The sequence below is a fragment of the Jeotgalibacillus campisalis genome (assembly GCF_000829515.1).
GTDB classification, from domain to species: domain Bacteria; phylum Bacillota; class Bacilli; order Bacillales; family Jeotgalibacillaceae; genus Jeotgalibacillus; species Jeotgalibacillus campisalis.
This window is the reverse complement of sequence record NZ_JXRR01000001.1, coordinates 233,125-250,801: the sequence shown is the minus strand read 5'-3', so window position 1 is coordinate 250,801 and position 17,677 is coordinate 233,125. Positions and strand designations below refer to the sequence as shown.

Sequence of the window (17,677 nt, the reverse complement as noted above, 5' to 3'; positions counted from 1 at the left end):
AAGTAATGGCGCAGTTAAGTAAAAGAAGGGAGTAGTGTAATGTGGAACAAGTATGGGAAAGATTTATGAGAGTTGAAGGTTACTTATTAGAAGGGATTTTTGCGAGCAAACTTGATACATACCAAGTAAATAAGGACATCATCCTTCACTCTGTTGAACCGTTAATATACATTAGAAAAAGTAATGCAGCCGACATAAAATATTGGAAGATGGACTGGGCCGAAGAGAACACAGGAGAAGACATTCTGCTACTTAAAGAACAAGAAACCCCAGAGCCAATTGAATACGAGCTAATTGATGATCCTAATCAGAAACACATTATTATGGGATCTAGTTTTTCATTTCTGCAACATAATTTAATAAAAAAAGTAGTTGGATACGGTTTTAAGGATAGTAATAGTGAAACCTTAACTTCAATTGTTCTAGAACTTGATGAAGTGTTCATTTTTGTTAAAACAGGACCTGTTATAGAAATAAAAATTACGAATGAAGAACCTAATGGTTTAGGTGACATTATTTTTTCGACATTATCTAAATTGTGAATTATTGTACTTAAAGTAACGGAGTGCTTTAGTTAAAGAATTCAAATAAATTGGGGTAGAACACACCTTTTTTCAAAAAACTGTAGCGGAATTTGTCATTGAGGGATCACAATGGCCGTTGTTCCATTACAAATCCTTATACAATTTATAGTACAAATTTGCGTATAGAACCAATAGAAAAGCATTTATACCAACAAAAAGAGACCTACAAATAGTTTGCAGTTTGTAGGTCTTTTTTATATAAGAATTTTTTGTAAGTACTTGTTAACAGAACCCGTTACAAGGGGATTCCTCTTGCTCGTTTTTATCATTGCGTGAAAACTCCTGCTTCAAAGGAGCGAAGCAGGAGTTTTCTATTAAATGAATCTATGCCCAAATTTCAATGAGATTAAGGTCTGAAGTTAGTAATTCTTTTATCTCTTCTTTGTTCAGTTTAAATCCATTTTGTCTGTAGCGGTTTGATGGCGCTTCATAGTGAACTGGGGTTCCATTGACCGTTATTCCGGACTTTTCCTTAGAAAGATGATAGTGAATCGTTACGGGCTTTTCATATAGTTTATAAGTAAATTCCAGCCCGTCGAGTGAAGAGGGGAGGACGGGATCGATCAGCAGAGAATCTCCCTGGTGGCGCAGACCAAGCGCATTCGAGATGAGCTGGTTCATATAGATTCCAGGTCCGCTTGAATAAATCCTCCAGCCGCCTTTAACCGGCACGTCTCCATTGCGCAGCTCTTCAAAACGCTCCTGAGCCGCGTAGCGTGTTTGGAATTTACCATCTGAAGAACTGAAATAGGAATTGCTCTGGCGCATTTCTGCATTGGGTACAACAGAGGTAATGCCAATTGGGTTGATCGTTTCAAGTCCCTTCCATACCTCTTCCGTTCGGCCGATTTTAGCCATTGCTTCAACGAAACGGATATGCGCATGAACATATTGAAGGCCAATTTCTCTGCCGAAATTAGATGCTTGTTCTGCACGTTTAAAATGCTTCGTCACACCGCCATCGTAATTTGCAGGCCGATTCATTAAGCGAACGCCATCAGGGCAGTAGAACTGTTCATGAATTAGCGCTTCATGGTTCGCAACTTCTTCAGGTGTTAACAGCTCACTGATCATACTTCTGGTCATTGGAAGCAGACGATAGTTTATGCCTGTTTTCTGATCTGTCGGATGAACCATATTCTCCGGATGATCAGCATCTTCAAAATAAAGGAACCCAGGGATTACGTCCGTGTTCAGCATATATGTCTTAAAATCCTTCTCAATTCCATCCCCAAGCGCAGTTAGACGGTCCGCTTCCTCTTGATTAATGTTCTGCAAACTTTTTGCCAGCGTTCGAATCGTTTGGTACGTAAGCGAAACAGTCCAGCTGCTGACCATATATTGACGAAGCTGCTGATTTGCCGGCTGCAGTGTGTCATCCCAATCCCCATCTCCATAGGAAGACAGATGCGTATCGTGCAGGAAGTTTTCTTTAATGGTCGCAATCTGTTTTTTAATATGGTCCATTAAAGGGGAAGTCGTTTCTGTAAATTGGAAGTCACTTCGTTTTGTATAGGGAATCGGCATATCAAGAATGTCGTAGTCCCCCGTGGTTACAAGATAATCGGCCACAACTTTAAGGGGCCAGACAATCACATCTCCGTGGCTGTGATCGTGCTGAATATGCTTATATTCATCAAACATAAACCATTGCGGCCAGTCGCCTTTGTCTTCGTATTGATGTGAATAAACCGTTTTAATGATTTCTTTCACGCTGTCATACTGCTGTGTTGCAAGAAAGTATTCTGTCGGCCCCTGACATACATCACGCGTTCCCCAGGCAGCTCCTCCGTATTGCTCAAGGCCATGCGGGACAGAGTAATGCACAAGCATATTGTGTGTGTACCACCAGGCAATTGCATTTACTTTTTCAACAGAAGATTGATCTGAATGAGAAAGGGAGAAGTCATTCATCAAATCCTTAAAGTACGATCGATAACGAACTGTTTCAGAAGTAAAATCAAGTGTTTTGTGTTCAGGGAAAGTGCCTGTCAATGACCCTTCCATCGTCAGTGTCCATTCACTTGATTGATGTATTTCAATAGACACGATGGAATCTTGTTTATGATCAACAACGTTTATGTCGCTGTCTTTTATCGTATAACGGTAGGCAAGATCAGGATGAACACCTGCGTTATCAGAAGAAGCATCCCCTTTAACCGTGAAAGAGTCCTCGTTCACTTGTAAATGGAAAGGAGCATCGTACTCATGGTTGTTCATGGTTAGTTGATTGGTTACGATGAAATCATATTTTTGATTATGCGCAGATGACACATTTAAGGTGATCGATTTATCATCGACTACGGAATAGCTTGTAATTGTCAGCACATCATTAGGAAGCTTATAAATCCAGCGGGCATAGTTGAATCCAATCTCATAGACAGCTGGCATGGTAAGCAATTGATACGTGTCATCTGTTTTCACATAAATTCTTTGCCCGGAAGTTTTAAAGATGTTTAATGGATTTCTTACGTTTGACAATAATTTGTTCATCGAGGTGTTTCCAATGACAACCTGAGCATTAAACACGCCTGTGATATACGATGTTGAGGTCATCGTTGGCTGACCGCTCAGTTGATGATTTCCCCCGCTCATTAATATATGGCCATGAGAACGTTCTACCTGAAGCTCTTTTTCTCTTAAAACAACATGTTCATATGTTGGGGTGAAAAATGACAGCAGGGTAGCACCGTCCCATTCTTCTAACAAACGCTCAGGATACAGGGTCTGAATATCTTCTATTGTGGCTGGCGCTGACGTCAGCGTAGAAGCATTTGACAACGTCTCGATTTTTTCAGCTTTCACCAAATCAAATGCTTCCTGAATTTGAATTGTCTCATTCCATGCCTGCTCAATTTCCTCTTTAAAGAAAGGTTTCCTTACAGCTTCAGCATGATCCTCATGTACACAGCCGTAAAAAACAAAAGAAGCTTTTCCGCTTACATTGATTTTCTCACTTTGTAGGGCGGTGTAGGCAAATTCATATTGGTACGTTTCATTTGCGAGCGTTTCTTTACCAAGCGCTTCTGGGATATTTGTCTCTTTATAACTCAGACCGAAAAATTGAAATCCATCTGTGCTGTATCCGATATTTTTGCCTAGAGATCCCTGTTGTAAATAGGGATATCCTGCTCCTTGATGCTGGTTTTGTCTTGAACAGACAACATAGCCTTGCTGATCGTCTTCGAATACTGCATGATCCACATACTGAGCAACATACGCTTCATTCGAGCGTAGAGCGTTTTTATCCGCTAAACCAACGTCCTGTCCGTAAATTAGATCTATTTCAACTTGCTCAGCTTCCACATTTACTTCCCAGAACCACATTTGTTCAGATGCTAAATGGAACGTAACCTCATACTGAATTCCGTGGACATCTCCAGTCCATTTTAGTTTCGATTCAGATGAAGAAAAGCTGCTTTGCGATCCTTTACCAAGCAAAGGGTAGTATTGAATGGAACCCCCATCATAAACGCGTAAGTAAATATTATTTAGAGAACCGTCGATTGAGTTACCTGTGAGCTGATTAATCATAAGATGTTTGAATGAAAAGTTATACACATCTCCTGTGGATAAATATTGCAGTTTAGTCTCGCCTTTGTTGATATGTGGATGGTTTTTTGATTGTATGATCATAATTTTTGTCCGCCCTTCTTAGTTAGAGTGAAGAATTGTGAATGGTTTTCTTGACTATTCGTTCCAACAAATACTTCAAATTTTCCTGCATCACTGCTAAACGATAAGTCCTTATGGTGATAACGCAGCTGTTCTTCTTTTATAGAGAAATGAACTGTTTTTGATTCTCCAGGCTCTAAAGAAATACGGACAAAATCTTTTAATTCCTTCATTGGACGAACAATCTCACCGGAAATATCTCTTATATAAAGCTGAACGATCTCATCACCTGAATAGCTTCCTGTATTCATAACTCTTATGGATGCTTTGATTTCCGCATCAAGTGTGAGCTCTTCAGCGGACAGCTCAAATTGATCATAGGCAAACTGTGTATAGCTTAGTCCAAATCCAAACGGGAAGAGGGGGGCGTTTGGAGAATCCATATAATCAGAAACATAATGTTCCTGTGCATCAGGAGCTCCTTTAGGCCTGCCTGTATTAAAGTGGTTGTAATAAACAGGTACCTGCCCAACGTTATAAGGAAATGACATAGACAGCTTAGCTGAGGGATTAATCTTTCCATAAAGAAGATCAGCTATCGCATTTCCTCCTTCACTGCCTGGAAACCATGCTTCCAGCAGGGCGTCACTATGCTCAACAACTCCGTGAAGATCAAGAGGACGGCCATTAAAAAGAATCGTGACAACCGGCTTGCCCGTTTTTGCAACAGCCTCAATCAACTCAAGCTGAGCTTGTGGAAGCTGAATGTTTGTTCTGCTGTTTGCCTCACCACTCATTGAACTGCTTTCGCCTACAGCGAGAACGACAACATCAGCTTCAGAAGCAGCATGAAGTGCCTCATCGAGTTGACTTTGTGTTATTTTCTCAATCGAGCATCCTTGTGAACGAATAAGATTGTCTTCAGAAAGATGATCTTTTAGTGCTTTTTCCAACGTCACCGCTTCTTCCTTTACGCCCACTCCTGCCCAGGGACCAAGAAGGTCAAAGCTGTCAGCAAAAGGTCCAATCAGTGCAATCTTTTGATTTTGGTCTAAAGGCAGTGTCTGATTTTGATTTTGCAAAAGCACGGTGGATTTAGCTGCCAGCTCACGGGATATTTTTCTGTGATCAGCATGTCCAACGATTTCTTTTTCAGCTTCAATGCTTGCACCGCGGTAAGGGTGGTTGAATAAATCGAGTTTTTCTTTAAGTGTCAGGATGCGAATAACCGCTTCGTCAAGCAGCTTTAAGTCAACCTCTCCTTGTTCCACCAATTCCTCTAGATGTTGAGCGTAACAAGCTGTCATCATTTCAATATCCAGACCGGCTAAAATGGCTTTTTTAGCAGCTTCTTTTTCATCTTCCGCCACTCCATGAGGAATCATTTCCTTTACAGCGCCCCAATCAGAAATTAAAACGCCATCAAATCCCCATTCATCTCTGAGCAAGTCTCTCATTAATTCTTTGTTTCCTGTGGCTGGAATACCATCTACCGTATTAAAAGCTGTCATCACCATTTCACATCCCGCATCAAGCGCAGCTTTGTAGGCAGGAAGATAGCTTTCACGCAGCTGCCTTTCCGAAATATCAACCGTGTTGTAATCACGGCCGCCTTCTGCAGCGCCATATGCAGCAAAATGTTTTACACAAGAGGCTACTGATTCGAAATCACGTGTGAGATCTTCTTTTTGAAAACCTTTAACGAACGCTTGTCCAAAAAGGCTGTTTAAATATGGATCTTCTCCAGTCGATTCCATCACACGACCCCATCTTGGATCACGCACTAAATCGACCATTGGGGCAAAGGAGACATGAACGCCTGAGACAGCTGCTTCCTTTGCTGCAATCTCAGCACTCTGCTTAGCTAAATCAAGATCCCAGCTGCAGCCGATTGCAAGGGGTACAGGGAAAATCGTTTTGTATCCATGAACAATATCGGCCATAAATAATAGGGGGATTCCTAAACGATTTTCTTCCAGATGCTTCTGCTGAATGGAAATCACTTCAGCCGCACCGGATACACCAAGAACAGAACCTGAATTTAAGATATGATCCTTTGTTATCGGCATATCGGCCATGGGTCCTGTAATTTGTCCCTGCTGATTAGATCCTTTATAGAAGGGACCAGCGAGTTGAAGTAGCTGAGCGATCTTTTCTTTTACTGTCATTTGATTCAGTAAGTGATGAATGGTTGATGTAGTCATTTCTTGTCCTCCAAACAGCTAGAATAGTGAAACGTTTCAATTTTTATGTAAAAGGATCGTTTGTTTCGATTTTAAAGAGCAGAAACAAAACGAGCGGGAGGCAGAAAAACAATTGCTGTCCGCTATGGTTCTAATGATGATAAGTTTTAAAGAGGGTTTGTATAGAAAGAACCAGCGTTCAAATGAATTTCTAATCTGTTTTTTTGTACTTTCCAAAAGAAAATAAAAGAAAACTATTGAAAGCGGATTCATATTTGATTATAATCAATTTATCGAAACGTTTCAATAAAAAATTCAGATCTTTATGAAAAAATTATATACGTCATTCGATCATCAGCGGTGCATCTTTACAAGTACGAAAGAAAAACTACATTTAAGGGGATGAAAAAGGATGAAGAAAAAAGGTTTAGTGGTTCCGGCTGTATTAGCGATGGGATTATCAACGGCATTGGCAGGCTGCGGAGGCGGCAGCGGAGATAGTGAAAATACCTTATCAGTATGGGCAATGGGAGAGGAAGGCAAGCTGTTAGATGAAATGACAGAGGCTTATGAAGAAGAAAATCCAGATGTAACGGTAGATGTCCAAGCAATCCCTTGGGATCAGGCTTATGACAAGCTTTTAACTGCAGTAGCTTCTGGCAATGGTCCGGATGTATTGCAGCTAGGAACAACCTGGGTAGCAGAGTTTGCAGATGCCGGCGCTCTTCTTGACCTGACAGAACATATGGAAGACTATCCAGACTTTAACCTTGATAACTATTTTGAAGGTGCTCAGACATCTATGAAGTATGATGATCAAATTGTAGGCATTCCATGGTATGTAGAAACCCGCACCATGTATTATCGTACAGACCTTCTGGAGGAAGTGGGCTATTCAGAAGCACCGGCAACATGGGACGAGCTTAAAGATGCAGCAACCAAACTATCTGAATCAGGAGAAGATGTGTATGGGCTGGATATTGATTTAAATGACCAAATTACACCGTTTATCTTTGCTTGGCAGAATGGATTTGAATTTGATACAGAAAATCCTGACTTTACGTCCCCGGAATTTACAGAAGCGCTTGAGTATTATACAAGCTACTTTGAAGAAGGAATCAGTACGACATCAGAAGGCATTGACATTATTCAAGCCTTTAAAGATGGTCAAAAACCAATCTTCTTTAGCGGACCATGGATGATTAATATTCTGAATGACCAGGCACCTGACCTTGAAGGACAATGGGCTGTAGCAACAATGCCTGCTAAAGAAAACAATCTTTCAAGTATTGGGGGAGCGAATTTCTCTGTATTCCATAATTCCGAAAAAGTTGACGAAGCATTGGACTTCATTTCCTATATGAATGAAGTGGATACTCAGATTGAATGGATGGAAAAATCAAACACGCTTCCATCTCGCTTAGAAGCATGGGAAGATCCTAAGCTAGCTGATGATGAAATGTACTCAGTATTTGGCGAGCAGCTTGAAAATACAAAAGGTGCTCCACCAATTAAAGAATGGGAAAAAGTCGCTCAGGAATTACTTAGTTCAATCGAACGAATTAATATTGGTGGCGCTGATTTGGATGAAGAGCTTGAAAGCTTCAACGAAAAAGCAAATTCCATGATTGAGTAGTGAATTAATTAAATGGTGACTTAATTGTGAGGTAAGTGGTGCTTAGTCGGCGTTCACTTACCTTGCTTACTTACATGGCGAGATCGAATGAAATCCGCACTGTAAAATGCTGACCCGTATGAATGAAGAGATTGAAAGTAGGTGGAGAACTTTGATGAACCAGCTTGTTAAGGGGACGGTGCGCAATCGGCACCCGTTTATATTTATCGCACCAGCGTTGCTTATTTTAATTTTATTTAGTCTAATTCCGATTATCATTGCGTTTGTTATCAGCTTTACTGATATGGATCTTAAAGGGCTTGCTGACTGGTCTAATATCAGCTTTATCGGCGTTGAAAATTATACCAATCTATTAGCAGATACAGTGTTTCATAAAGCAGTATTCAATACATTTTTTTATGTAGTAATAGGAGTACCACTTGTGATTTTCTTTTCATTAGGAATTGCATTACTGCTCAATTATGGGAAAAACCTTGTTTTTACGGTGTTCCGTGCAGTTTATTTTATGCCTGCCATTACAAATATTATTGCGATCGCTGTTGTCTGGGGTTTTCTTTACAATACAGAATACGGCTTGTTCAATTACCTGCTGTCATTAGCTGATGTAGATAAAGTGCCTTGGCTCGAACATCCTGTTATTGCGAAGCTTTCACTTATTTTGCTCGCTGTCTGGAAAGGCATCGGCATTAATATGATCATTTTCTTAGCTGCTCTTCAAGGAATTCCGAATTCCTATTATGAAGCAGCGAAAATTGATGGAGCAAAACGCTGGCAGATTCTTCTTTTCATTACCATTCCGCTTTTGCGCTATGCTATTTTCTTTGTTACCGTTACAACGCTCATCGGCTGGCTTCAATTCTTCGAAGAGCCATTTATTATGACACAGGGCGGTCCGCTCGATGGCACCGTATCAATGGCGCTATTTATTTATCAGCGAGGATTCCAGTTTAGTGAATTTGGCTATGCAGCTGCAGGTTCATTTGTCCTGTTTATCGTGATCATTATTGTAACGCTTCTGCAATTTAAATTAAGAAAAGCGGATGATGACATTTAAAAATGAAAGATATCAAATCGTATCGGGGTGAAAATTAATGGCTTCTGGAAAATCAAAAGGCAATACAGAAAGATGGATCGCAACAATTTTGCTCATTATTGGCGGTTTCATTATTTCACTTCCATTCATTTGGATGATTACAAGTTCATTCAAGCCCGAAAGTGAAATTTTGCAAATGCCGCCTACGTTATTTGCTGAAAACCCAACGATTCAAAATTATATTAATCTATTTACCAATATGAATTTTGGGGTTTACTTAAGAAATACGCTTATTATTGTTCTATTATCGTTTATCGGATTATTTTTAAATGCAATGGCTGGCTACGGATTTGCAAAATACCATTTTAAGAATAAAGAAAAAGTATTTTATCTAGTTCTGGCAACGATGATGATTCCCGGCCAGGTAACGATGATTCCGGTTTACCTATTGTTAAATGAAATGGGACTAATTAATACGATGGCAGGGATTGTCCTTCCGGGTCTTGCGGCTGCATTCAGTATCTTTTTATTTAGAATGTTTATGGCAACGATTCCGACCGATCTTATCGAGGCAGCCCGTCTGGACGGAGCAGGTGAATTCTATATCTTCTTCCGTTTAATCATGCCGATCTCAAAACCGATTTTCGCTGTGCAGGGGATTTTAACCTTTATCGCAGCGTGGAACAGCTTCTTATGGCCGTTAATCATCGCAAATGATGAATCGCTATATACTTTATCTGTCGGTTTATCTCTATTAAAAGGGCAATATGCCAGCAATTTCGCTCTTCAAATGGCAGGGGCAGCCTTTATGGTTCTTCCGATCATTATCATCTTTTCATTTTTTCAAAAATATATTGTCGAAGGGTTTACCACTTCGGGCTTAAAATAATGAAGACCAAAGAAAGACATTTTCAAAGGGGAATGATACGCTTAATGAAATGACTCTACCATTGAAGAAGAGAAACGAATGGAGGATTAAGCTGTGGCAGCAACGATTAAAGATGTGGCCAAGCTCGCAGGAGTAGCAATTTCTACTGTCTCATATGCTTTAAATAACAGCCCGAAAATAAGCCAGGCCACGAGAACGAAGGTAATGGAAGCTGCAAGAGAATTAAGCTATCAAAAAAATGGATTTGCATCAGATTTAAAACGAACAAAGACCAATACGATTGCCTTGATTCTCAGTGATTTAGCTGGACCTTATTATTCAGAGCTGACAAAAGGTGTTCAGGAAGTGACCACAGCGCACGGCTATGACTTGATTGCCTGCAGTTCACAGGGGGGACCGCAATCCACTGCTGTTAAATTTCTAAAAGAAAAGCGGGTCGATGCCGCAATTATTTTAGCTCATAATATATCAGATGAAGTCATTGCTGAATCAGCCAGGAAGGGTTTTCCGATTATCATCCTGGATCGTCACTTAAACAATGATTATGTCGTTCAGGTGGAAGTGGACAATTTTCATGGAGGATATGTGGCGACTGAACATTTAATTCAGCAAGGGTCCAAGGAAATCGCTTTTATCAGCGGACCGCCTGGCTCTCACGATAGTGATAGACGCTACAGTGGCTATATTACGGCGTTAAACGAGCATCACTTAGAACCGAAGCCTAAATGGCGGATGCACGGAGATTTTACCCGGGAAGGCGGATACCGGGCGACCAAAATGCTGATGGCTCAAGGAAGCTTGCCGGAAGCTGTTTTCTTTGCCAATGATGAAATGGCCATCGGGGGAATGCAGGCTTTCAAAGAAAATAAGATCCGCATTCCAGAAGACATCTCGATTATCGGCTTTGATGACATTCAGCTGTCAGAATTCATGTCCCCGCCTTTAACGACGATTAAACAGCCGAAATATGAAGCAGGTGCATTAGCCATGCATTTAATCCTGCAGCAGCTGGCTGATGAAGAAGTGAATCAGTACTATAAATTGTCAACTGAGCTGATTGTGAGGAAATCAGTGAAGTAAATTAAAGAGAGCGATCTTTATATGATGTATGCCGGTTTTTTACGACTGCATCATAAAATGGTCGCCTTTTTTTGTTTACTGGTCTTTTTAGCCCGTTAAATGGGTTGGATAGTAAGCAGGTCGAAAGAAAATAGGTAAATTGTCAGAAAAGGAAAAAAACCATTGAATATCTTTAATACATTTTGTATACTTAGTCTATTGAAACGTTTCAACGAGAATCTGATGAGGATTCCCCTTTTTTTTATTTTCTATTGAAACGTTTCAATAGAATCGTTTCTACCATTTAATAGGGCAGGGGGAGGATCATTGCCGACGTTAAAGGACGTAGCCAGGAAAGCAAATGTAAGCGTATCCACGGTTTCTTATTCAGTAAACGACAATCCGCTTATTCCTGAAGAAACCAGAAATCGTGTCAAAATGATTGCCAATGATATGGGCTATCGTCCGAATGGAAATGCCAAGAACCTTAAGAAACAAAAAACGAATATCATTGGGTTATTTTTAAGCGGATTTTCCGGTCCCTTTTTCACAGATATGATGGAAGGCATCCATGATGTAGTGCTGGAAAAAGGATTTGAACTCGTTGTGTCTTCATCAGTTGAACAGCATCGTCTCTTAGTTGAACGTTATGTGGACGGCGCAATTATATTAAACTACCACATGGAAAATGAACTGCTGACAAAAGTCGCGAATGAAAAGTTTCCTCTAGTAGTCATGGATCGGATGATTGAGCATCCCAATATCACGCCTGTACTGCTGCCAAATGAAGAAGGCGCTTTGCTTGGTACGAAACACTTGCTTGAAAAAGGGGCATCATCTTTAGCTTTTATTGCGGGATCAAAAGATTCTTTTGATGGTGAACGGCGTTTACAGGGATTTAAGCAGGGTCTATCAGCGTACAACCTGTCATTTTGTGAAAAGGAGCAGCTGATTCGGGCTGATTTTACAGAAGAGAGCGGCTACATAGCGATGACTGAATACTTGTCTCAATCATCTGAAGTTCCAGAAGGCTTTGTCGCAGCAAATGATGAAATGGCGATAGGCACCATACGAGCTCTATCGGAGGCGGGGATAAAAGTACCCGATGATGCAGCTGTTGTAGGTTTTGATGATATTCAGTTAGCCAAATATATTCAGCCCGCCCTCACGACGGTTCATGTACCGCGAAAAGAATGGGGTGTGCAGGCTGCTCGTAAATTGTTTGGTATGTTGGAAAACCAGGGTGAAGAGGTTTCTCATGTTATTAATCTGAAATTGGTTTCGAGAGATTCAGGTTAATTGATCGTTCGTATCTTTATTTCAGTCATGCGGATATTTAATTTAAGAGTAATAATGAAAGCGCTTTAATATAAGCATTGAGGTCAAATGCGCTGCTTTAAAGGCAGTGCTTGGATAAAAACAACAATTGGGGAGGAAACAAGATGAAAAAGTTTTGGTCAATTTTAGGGGTAGGAACACTTTCGTTTGCGCTAATTGCCTGTTCTGATGAAGAAAGCAGTTCTACAGAGGAGGGTTCAGAGGAAGAAGTAACGATTAAAGTAGCAAGCTGGACATTTGGTACGGAAGAAGAAATGAACTTAGATCGTATGATGCTTGATGCATTTGAAGAAGCTCATCCAAATATTACTGTTGAAATCGATGAGACGATTTCAGCTGACGATTGGAACGGAACGCTTTCTGCAGCAGCGTCAAGCGGAGCAATGCCGGATGTGTTTGCCATTCCGCAAGTTCCAACGGCAATAGCGAATGAATGGGTAATGGATTTGACAGATCTTACGGCAGAAGATGATGACTTTGCAGCGATTCCGGAAGTGGTAAAAGAGACAACGATGCATAACGACCAGGTAGTCGCTTTGCCTGTTGCACAGCACTTCTTGGGTTATTTCGTAAATAAGGATCTATTCAACGAAGCAAATTTAGACGTTCCACAATACGGTCCGGATATTCAAACGTTTACGGATGCCATTGCAGATGTAACCAATATTTCAAATGGTGTAGCAGGAACGAATCATCCATTCGCCATTCCTGACTGGTACCCGTCTGCCGCAAATGATCAGCTCGGCTGGTTCACATTTAATGAAGGTTCTTATGAGCTGGATGGACAGGAATTTAGAGATGCAGTCGCACTTGCAAGTGACATCATTTCAAATAAATATGGCTATGAGACGTTAACGGATGAAGAGAAAGCAAATTTCCAAGGTGAAGATCCGGAACAAGTATGGCAGCAAGGCGGCGTAGCGTTGAAGTGGGACGGTACGTGGGGAACGGCTTCAATGCTTGAAAATCTTGATTATGAATGGGATTTCATCGGGATTCCTGGTGGCAGAACAGTAATTGTTAATGACTATATGGGAATCTCGAAATCTACTGAAAATGCAGAAGCAGCTTATGAGTTTATTAAGTTTATGTCTTTTGGTGAAGAAGGATACATGAAGCGGGTTGAACTTGCTGAAGCGGAAGGAAAGGCACTAAATTCACTGCCTGTTACAACAAATGAAGCAATGCTTGATGCGTACTTTGACATTCTTGAAGTGCCAGGCGTCCGTTTAGCTTATGAAAATCTTGAAAATGGCATCACGGAGCCTGTTAAAATTGTTCCTGGATTCGCTCAGTCAAGGTGGGAAGCACCAACTGGCGTGGAAGTAGGGGATATTCCAAATGCTAATGTATCTGAATTAGTAGATGCGTTTACTAGAGGAACGTTGAAATTGGAAGATTATGCTCAACAGCTTGATACGCTGGCTGAACAATCGTATGAAGAAGCGGCTAGTAACTTAGAGTAGACCTATAAAAATATGAACTGGAGGAGGTACAGCGATGAAAAGAAAGTGGTTTGTTGGGTTGGCGATCCTTTTACTATTGACCAGTCATTCGGCTGTTGTCAGCGGAGAAGAGGGTCAAGGGGAAGGATTGGCAGACCAGTTAATTGAAGATTCCTATCAAGATGTCCTCCTCCAGTGGCAGCAGGAAGGTCAGCAGCGGACAGAGGGAGTAGAAATCCCTCTGGCTGCAGCTGATTGGACTTTGCAAGGGGCAGAATTGGCTGATGCCAACAATAGTAACGGCTACGACGGGGAGACCGTTAAGTTGGAACGGGATCAGCAAATGACAGTGGAGGTTGAGGCAGAAGAAAGCGGTCTTTACCAGATTCAGTTTGATTATTACATAATGAGTGACCCTATTTTGCCTGTTGAAGTTGCAGTAGAAGTGAATGGAGAATATCCGTATTACGAAAGCCGCCGTGTTTCATTCTTGTCAAAATGGATGAATGACCCTGACCACCCAGGTCCTGATGAAAACGGGGATGAACGGATTCCAAAGAAAGTGGCAATCCCGCAATGGTCCAACGTATTTGCAGAAGATGCAAGTCATTTATATGATGAGCCCTTACTTTACCTTTTAGAAGAAGGAACCAATACGATTACCATTAGTGGGTTAAGAGGAGAAGTGCTCCTTGGAGATATAACGCTGCGTTCTCCAGAGAAGCTTCCTGCTTACTCGGATTACATAACAGGAGTAGAAGATTCAACTTCAGGGACGGGATTAGAAACGATTGAAGCAGAAGATTTTACCCATCTTAACAGCTCTTATATTCGTCCTGAGGCCCTAAACGATGCAAATGTTGTGCCGTATGAATTAGGAAATCGGTTGTTAAATGTGATAAATGCTGATTCCTGGTCTGAAAGCGGGCAAGAGATGACATGGGAAATGACCGCGCCTAAAGCCGGGTTATATGCCGTTTCTTTGAAAGTTAAACAAAACAAAGGAACAGGCGGACCGGTATTTAGGACCCTGAAAATTAATGGCGAAGTTCCATTTGAAGAAGTGCGCTCTTATCGCATTCCGCACTCGTCGGATTGGCAAAATGTAGCGTTTCAGTCTGAAGAAGATGAACCCTATCTATTTTATTTAAATGAAGGAGTAAATGAGCTTACTTTAGAAGCAAGTTCAGCTCCTTATCAGCCAACTGTTCATGAGATCTCAAACATTATGTCTGAGATTGATGAACTTGCTCTTTCTGTTCGTAAATTGACAGGGAACCAGCAGGACCGTTCGCGTTCGTGGGAAATCACTGAATATTTACCCGAAGTAGAAGAGCAGCTGACCGGCTGGGCTGATCGCCTGAGTGAACTGGGTGAGAATGTTCAATCGATGACAAATGGACAATCAGAATCAAAAGAATATGCGTCATTATCTCTGTCAGAAGAGAAGCTTAGAGGACTGGCGGCAGATCCGAATGAAGTTCCAAATCGAATGACTGAGCTATCAGAGGGCTCAAACTCTGTATCTCAATTACTTGCCAATTTAATGATTGATATGACAGCTACTCCGCTTTCTGTAGACCGATTATACGTTCACGGAGAAGGAGAGTCTTTGCCAGATGCCAAGTTGAGCTGGTGGGGGTCGATGCGTGAAGGGGTGAAAAGCTTTTTTGCTTCTTTTACCCAGGAAACACTGGCAACCTCTGAGACAGATGAAGAGACACTGAATGTTTGGGTAAATCGTCCACGGCAGTATGTGGAATTGATGCAGACAATGGTTGATGAAACGTTCACAGAAGAAACTGGAATCAAGGTGAAGTTTTCTCTTATGCCGGATGAACAAAAGCTCATTCTTGCCAGTTCAGCTGGAACGCAGCCGGATTTGGCTTTAGGCGTGAGTAACTGGCTGCCGTATGAAATGGGAATTCGGGGAGCAGTAGAAGATCTTCGTCAATTTGATGACTTTGCAGAATACTCGGATCAATTTTCACCTGGAGCTTTTCTGCCGATGATGATTGATGATGCTGTATACGGACTTCCTGAGACCCAGGACTTCTTTGTTCAGTTTTATCGTAAAGATATCTTAAATGAATTGAATACCCCGGTTCCTGATACTTGGGATGATGTCGTAGAGATACTGCCTGAGCTTCAGCGCTATGGAATGAATTACTATACCCCGATATCGGGTGCGATCGGCTTCAAACCATTTCAAACGACAGCACCATATATTTATCAGTTTCAGGGTGATGTTTATGCAGAAGACGGAATGTCAACAGCAATCGATGAGGAAGAGGCTTTAAACGCGGTAACTTTTATGACAGATTTAAATACGATTTACAGTATGCCTTTACAGGTTCCGAATTTTTATAATCACTTCCGTTATTCAACGCTGCCAATTGGAATTTCTTCTTTTACAACGTATGTGCAATTAACATCTGCTGCTCCTGAAATTGCCGGATGGTGGGACATTGGACTGCATCCGGGTGTGGAGAATGAAGAAGGCGAAGTGGAGCGCTGGGCAACGGGTTCAGGACAGTCCGATATGATTTTTAAGGGGACGGACCAGCCGGACGAATCGTGGGAATTATTGAAGTGGTGGATGTCGACAGAGACGCAGACAGAATTTGCGAGTACTTTGCAGATTCTCTATGGACCGGAATACATGTGGAATACCGCCAACTTAGACGCTTTCAAAGACCTGCCTTGGCCTGAAGAGCATAAAGAAATCATCTTGGAGCAATGGGAGTATTTGAAAGAAGTGCCTAAAATTCCAGGTGCTTATCTGGTCGAGCGTGAGCTGAGTAATATTTGGAATCGAATCGTATTTGATGGAGAAAATCCGCGGTCAGCAATTGATGATTCAATCATTGCCATTGATCGAGAAATTACACGCAAAATGGAGGAATTCGATTACGTTGAAAACGGTGAAACAGTGAAACCGTATCGTGTTCCAACTATTGAAATGGTAGAAAGCTGGGGCGAGGAAGAATGAATAAGAAACGTACGGGAAATCGTGATCGCAGTCAGTGGTTTTTCTTAAGCCCTTATATCATCTTGTTTACGATGTTTATCGTCATTCCTTTTTTGGCGGCTATTATTCTATCATTCACTTATTTTAACGCGATAGAATTTCCAAGCTTTGTCGGGTTTGCAAACTATATTGGCCTGCTCACGCAGGATGAAGTATTCATGCAGTATGTTCTGCCGAATACGCTGACCTTTGCTTTAATTGTAGGGCCGGGCGGGTATATTTTATCCTTTGTTCTTGCCTGGATGCTTGCGCAGATTTCCAAAGGACCGCGTACCGTGCTGGCTTTGATCATTTATTCACCATCCATGACTGCTGGAATTGCGATGTCTGTTGTGTGGACCATCATTTTCAGCGGGGATGAGACGGGTTACTTAAATAGCCTCCTCATTACTTTTGGGATGATTTTTGAACCCATACAATTCCTGCAGTCGCCAGAGTATTTAATGACTATTATGATCGTCGTCACTCTTTGGGGGAGTATGGGCGTTGGATTTCTAGCGATGCTCTCTGGTGTATTGAATATTGACAGTGAAATCTATGAAGCGGGTTACATCGATGGTATTCGCAATCGATTTCAGGAGATTATTTACATCACGATCCCATCCATGCGTCCTCAAATGCTATTTGGGGCGGTTATGGCGGTAGTTGGAACATTTCAAGCTGGTGCTATCGGTGTGGCGTTATCCGGTTCGAATCCGACACCGCAATATGCAGGTCAGTTAATGGTCAATCACTTAGAAGACTATGGGTTTATCCGATATGAGATGGGCTACGCAGCAGCGGTATCAGTTATTTTGCTATTTATTGTGTATTTATTCTCGAAGGTAGCGTGGAGATTATTTGGCGACAAAGAGGAGGCGTAAA

11 protein-coding genes are annotated in these 17,677 nt (G+C 41.5%); 9 read left to right on the top strand and 2 right to left on the bottom strand.

From position 1 onward, the window contains the following. The first annotated feature begins 41 nt into the window (after window positions 1–41). On the top strand, window positions 42–542 hold the full coding sequence (locus KR50_RS01125; protein WP_232304223.1) for a hypothetical protein: 501 nt from the start codon (window positions 42–44) through the stop codon (window positions 540–542). A 366-nt stretch (window positions 543–908) separates the two neighbouring features. Here KR50_RS01125 and KR50_RS01120 read toward each other — a convergent pair whose 3' ends face one another. Together KR50_RS01120 and bglX are read right to left on the bottom strand one after the other, a co-directional pair. Continuing rightward, complete coding sequence (locus KR50_RS01120) at window positions 909–4,220, bottom strand: GH36-type glycosyl hydrolase domain-containing protein (protein ID WP_052476646.1); 3,312 nt, start codon at window positions 4,218–4,220, stop codon at window positions 909–911. Next, window positions 4,217–6,403, bottom strand: a complete 2,187-nt coding sequence (bglX, locus tag KR50_RS01115) for a beta-glucosidase BglX (RefSeq protein ID WP_041053777.1) — start codon at window positions 6,401–6,403, stop codon at window positions 4,217–4,219. Before bglX ends, KR50_RS01120 begins: the two co-directional genes overlap by 4 nt. A gap of 391 nt (window positions 6,404–6,794) precedes the next feature. Here bglX and KR50_RS01110 point away from each other — a divergent pair, with 391 nt between their 5' ends. The 8 genes from KR50_RS01110 to KR50_RS01075 all read left to right on the top strand — a co-directional run bounded on the left by KR50_RS01110 (window position 6,795) and on the right by KR50_RS01075 (window position 17,676). Further along, on the top strand, window positions 6,795–8,018 hold the full coding sequence (locus tag KR50_RS01110; protein WP_041053775.1) for a sugar ABC transporter substrate-binding protein: 1,224 nt from the start codon (window positions 6,795–6,797) through the stop codon (window positions 8,016–8,018). 154 nt (window positions 8,019–8,172) lie between these two features. Then, entirely contained in the window at window positions 8,173–9,072 is a 900-nt protein-coding gene (locus KR50_RS01105) for a carbohydrate ABC transporter permease (RefSeq protein WP_041053773.1), read from the top strand. 37 nt (window positions 9,073–9,109) lie between these two features. Beyond that, complete coding sequence (locus KR50_RS01100) at window positions 9,110–9,940, top strand: carbohydrate ABC transporter permease (RefSeq protein WP_041053767.1); 831 nt, start codon at window positions 9,110–9,112, stop codon at window positions 9,938–9,940. Between the two features lie 93 nt (window positions 9,941–10,033). After that, complete coding sequence (locus KR50_RS01095; RefSeq protein WP_041053765.1) at window positions 10,034–11,020, top strand: LacI family DNA-binding transcriptional regulator; 987 nt, start codon at window positions 10,034–10,036, stop codon at window positions 11,018–11,020. Window positions 11,021–11,326: 306 nt separating this feature from the next. Then, window positions 11,327–12,298, top strand: a complete 972-nt coding sequence (locus KR50_RS01090) for a LacI family DNA-binding transcriptional regulator (RefSeq protein WP_041053762.1) — start codon at window positions 11,327–11,329, stop codon at window positions 12,296–12,298. Between the two features lie 143 nt (window positions 12,299–12,441). Further along, window positions 12,442–13,803 carry an ABC transporter substrate-binding protein gene (locus KR50_RS01085; protein ID WP_052476644.1) on the top strand — a complete coding sequence of 454 codons (1,362 nt, stop codon included), beginning with the start codon at window positions 12,442–12,444 and terminating at the stop codon, window positions 13,801–13,803. Window positions 13,804–13,837: 34 nt separating this feature from the next. Continuing rightward, complete coding sequence (locus KR50_RS01080) at window positions 13,838–16,774, top strand: extracellular solute-binding protein (protein WP_041053760.1); 2,937 nt, start codon at window positions 13,838–13,840, stop codon at window positions 16,772–16,774. Next, on the top strand, window positions 16,771–17,676 hold the full coding sequence (locus KR50_RS01075; RefSeq protein WP_041053758.1) for a carbohydrate ABC transporter permease: 906 nt from the start codon (window positions 16,771–16,773) through the stop codon (window positions 17,674–17,676). Before KR50_RS01080 ends, KR50_RS01075 begins: the two co-directional genes overlap by 4 nt. Window position 17,677 lies beyond the last annotated feature (1 nt).

What these genes read in the sequence shown, in the direction of transcription:
- KR50_RS01105 (WP_041053773.1), top strand. Translation starts at nt 8,173, where the DNA reads ATGAACCAGCTTGTTAAGGGGACGGTGCGCAATCGGCACCCGTTTATA.
- KR50_RS01110 (WP_041053775.1), top strand. Translation starts at nt 6,795, where the DNA reads ATGAAGAAAAAAGGTTTAGTGGTTCCGGCTGTATTAGCGATGGGATTA.
- bglX (WP_041053777.1), bottom strand. Translation starts at nt 6,403, where the DNA reads ATGACTACATCAACCATTCATCACTTACTGAATCAAATGACAGTAAAA.
- KR50_RS01075 (WP_041053758.1), top strand. Translation starts at nt 16,771, where the DNA reads ATGAATAAGAAACGTACGGGAAATCGTGATCGCAGTCAGTGGTTTTTC.
- KR50_RS01080 (WP_041053760.1), top strand. Translation starts at nt 13,838, where the DNA reads ATGAAAAGAAAGTGGTTTGTTGGGTTGGCGATCCTTTTACTATTGACC.
- KR50_RS01100 (WP_041053767.1), top strand. Translation starts at nt 9,110, where the DNA reads ATGGCTTCTGGAAAATCAAAAGGCAATACAGAAAGATGGATCGCAACA.
- KR50_RS01120 (WP_052476646.1), bottom strand. Translation starts at nt 4,220, where the DNA reads ATGATCATACAATCAAAAAACCATCCACATATCAACAAAGGCGAGACT.
- KR50_RS01085 (WP_052476644.1), top strand. Translation starts at nt 12,442, where the DNA reads ATGAAAAAGTTTTGGTCAATTTTAGGGGTAGGAACACTTTCGTTTGCG.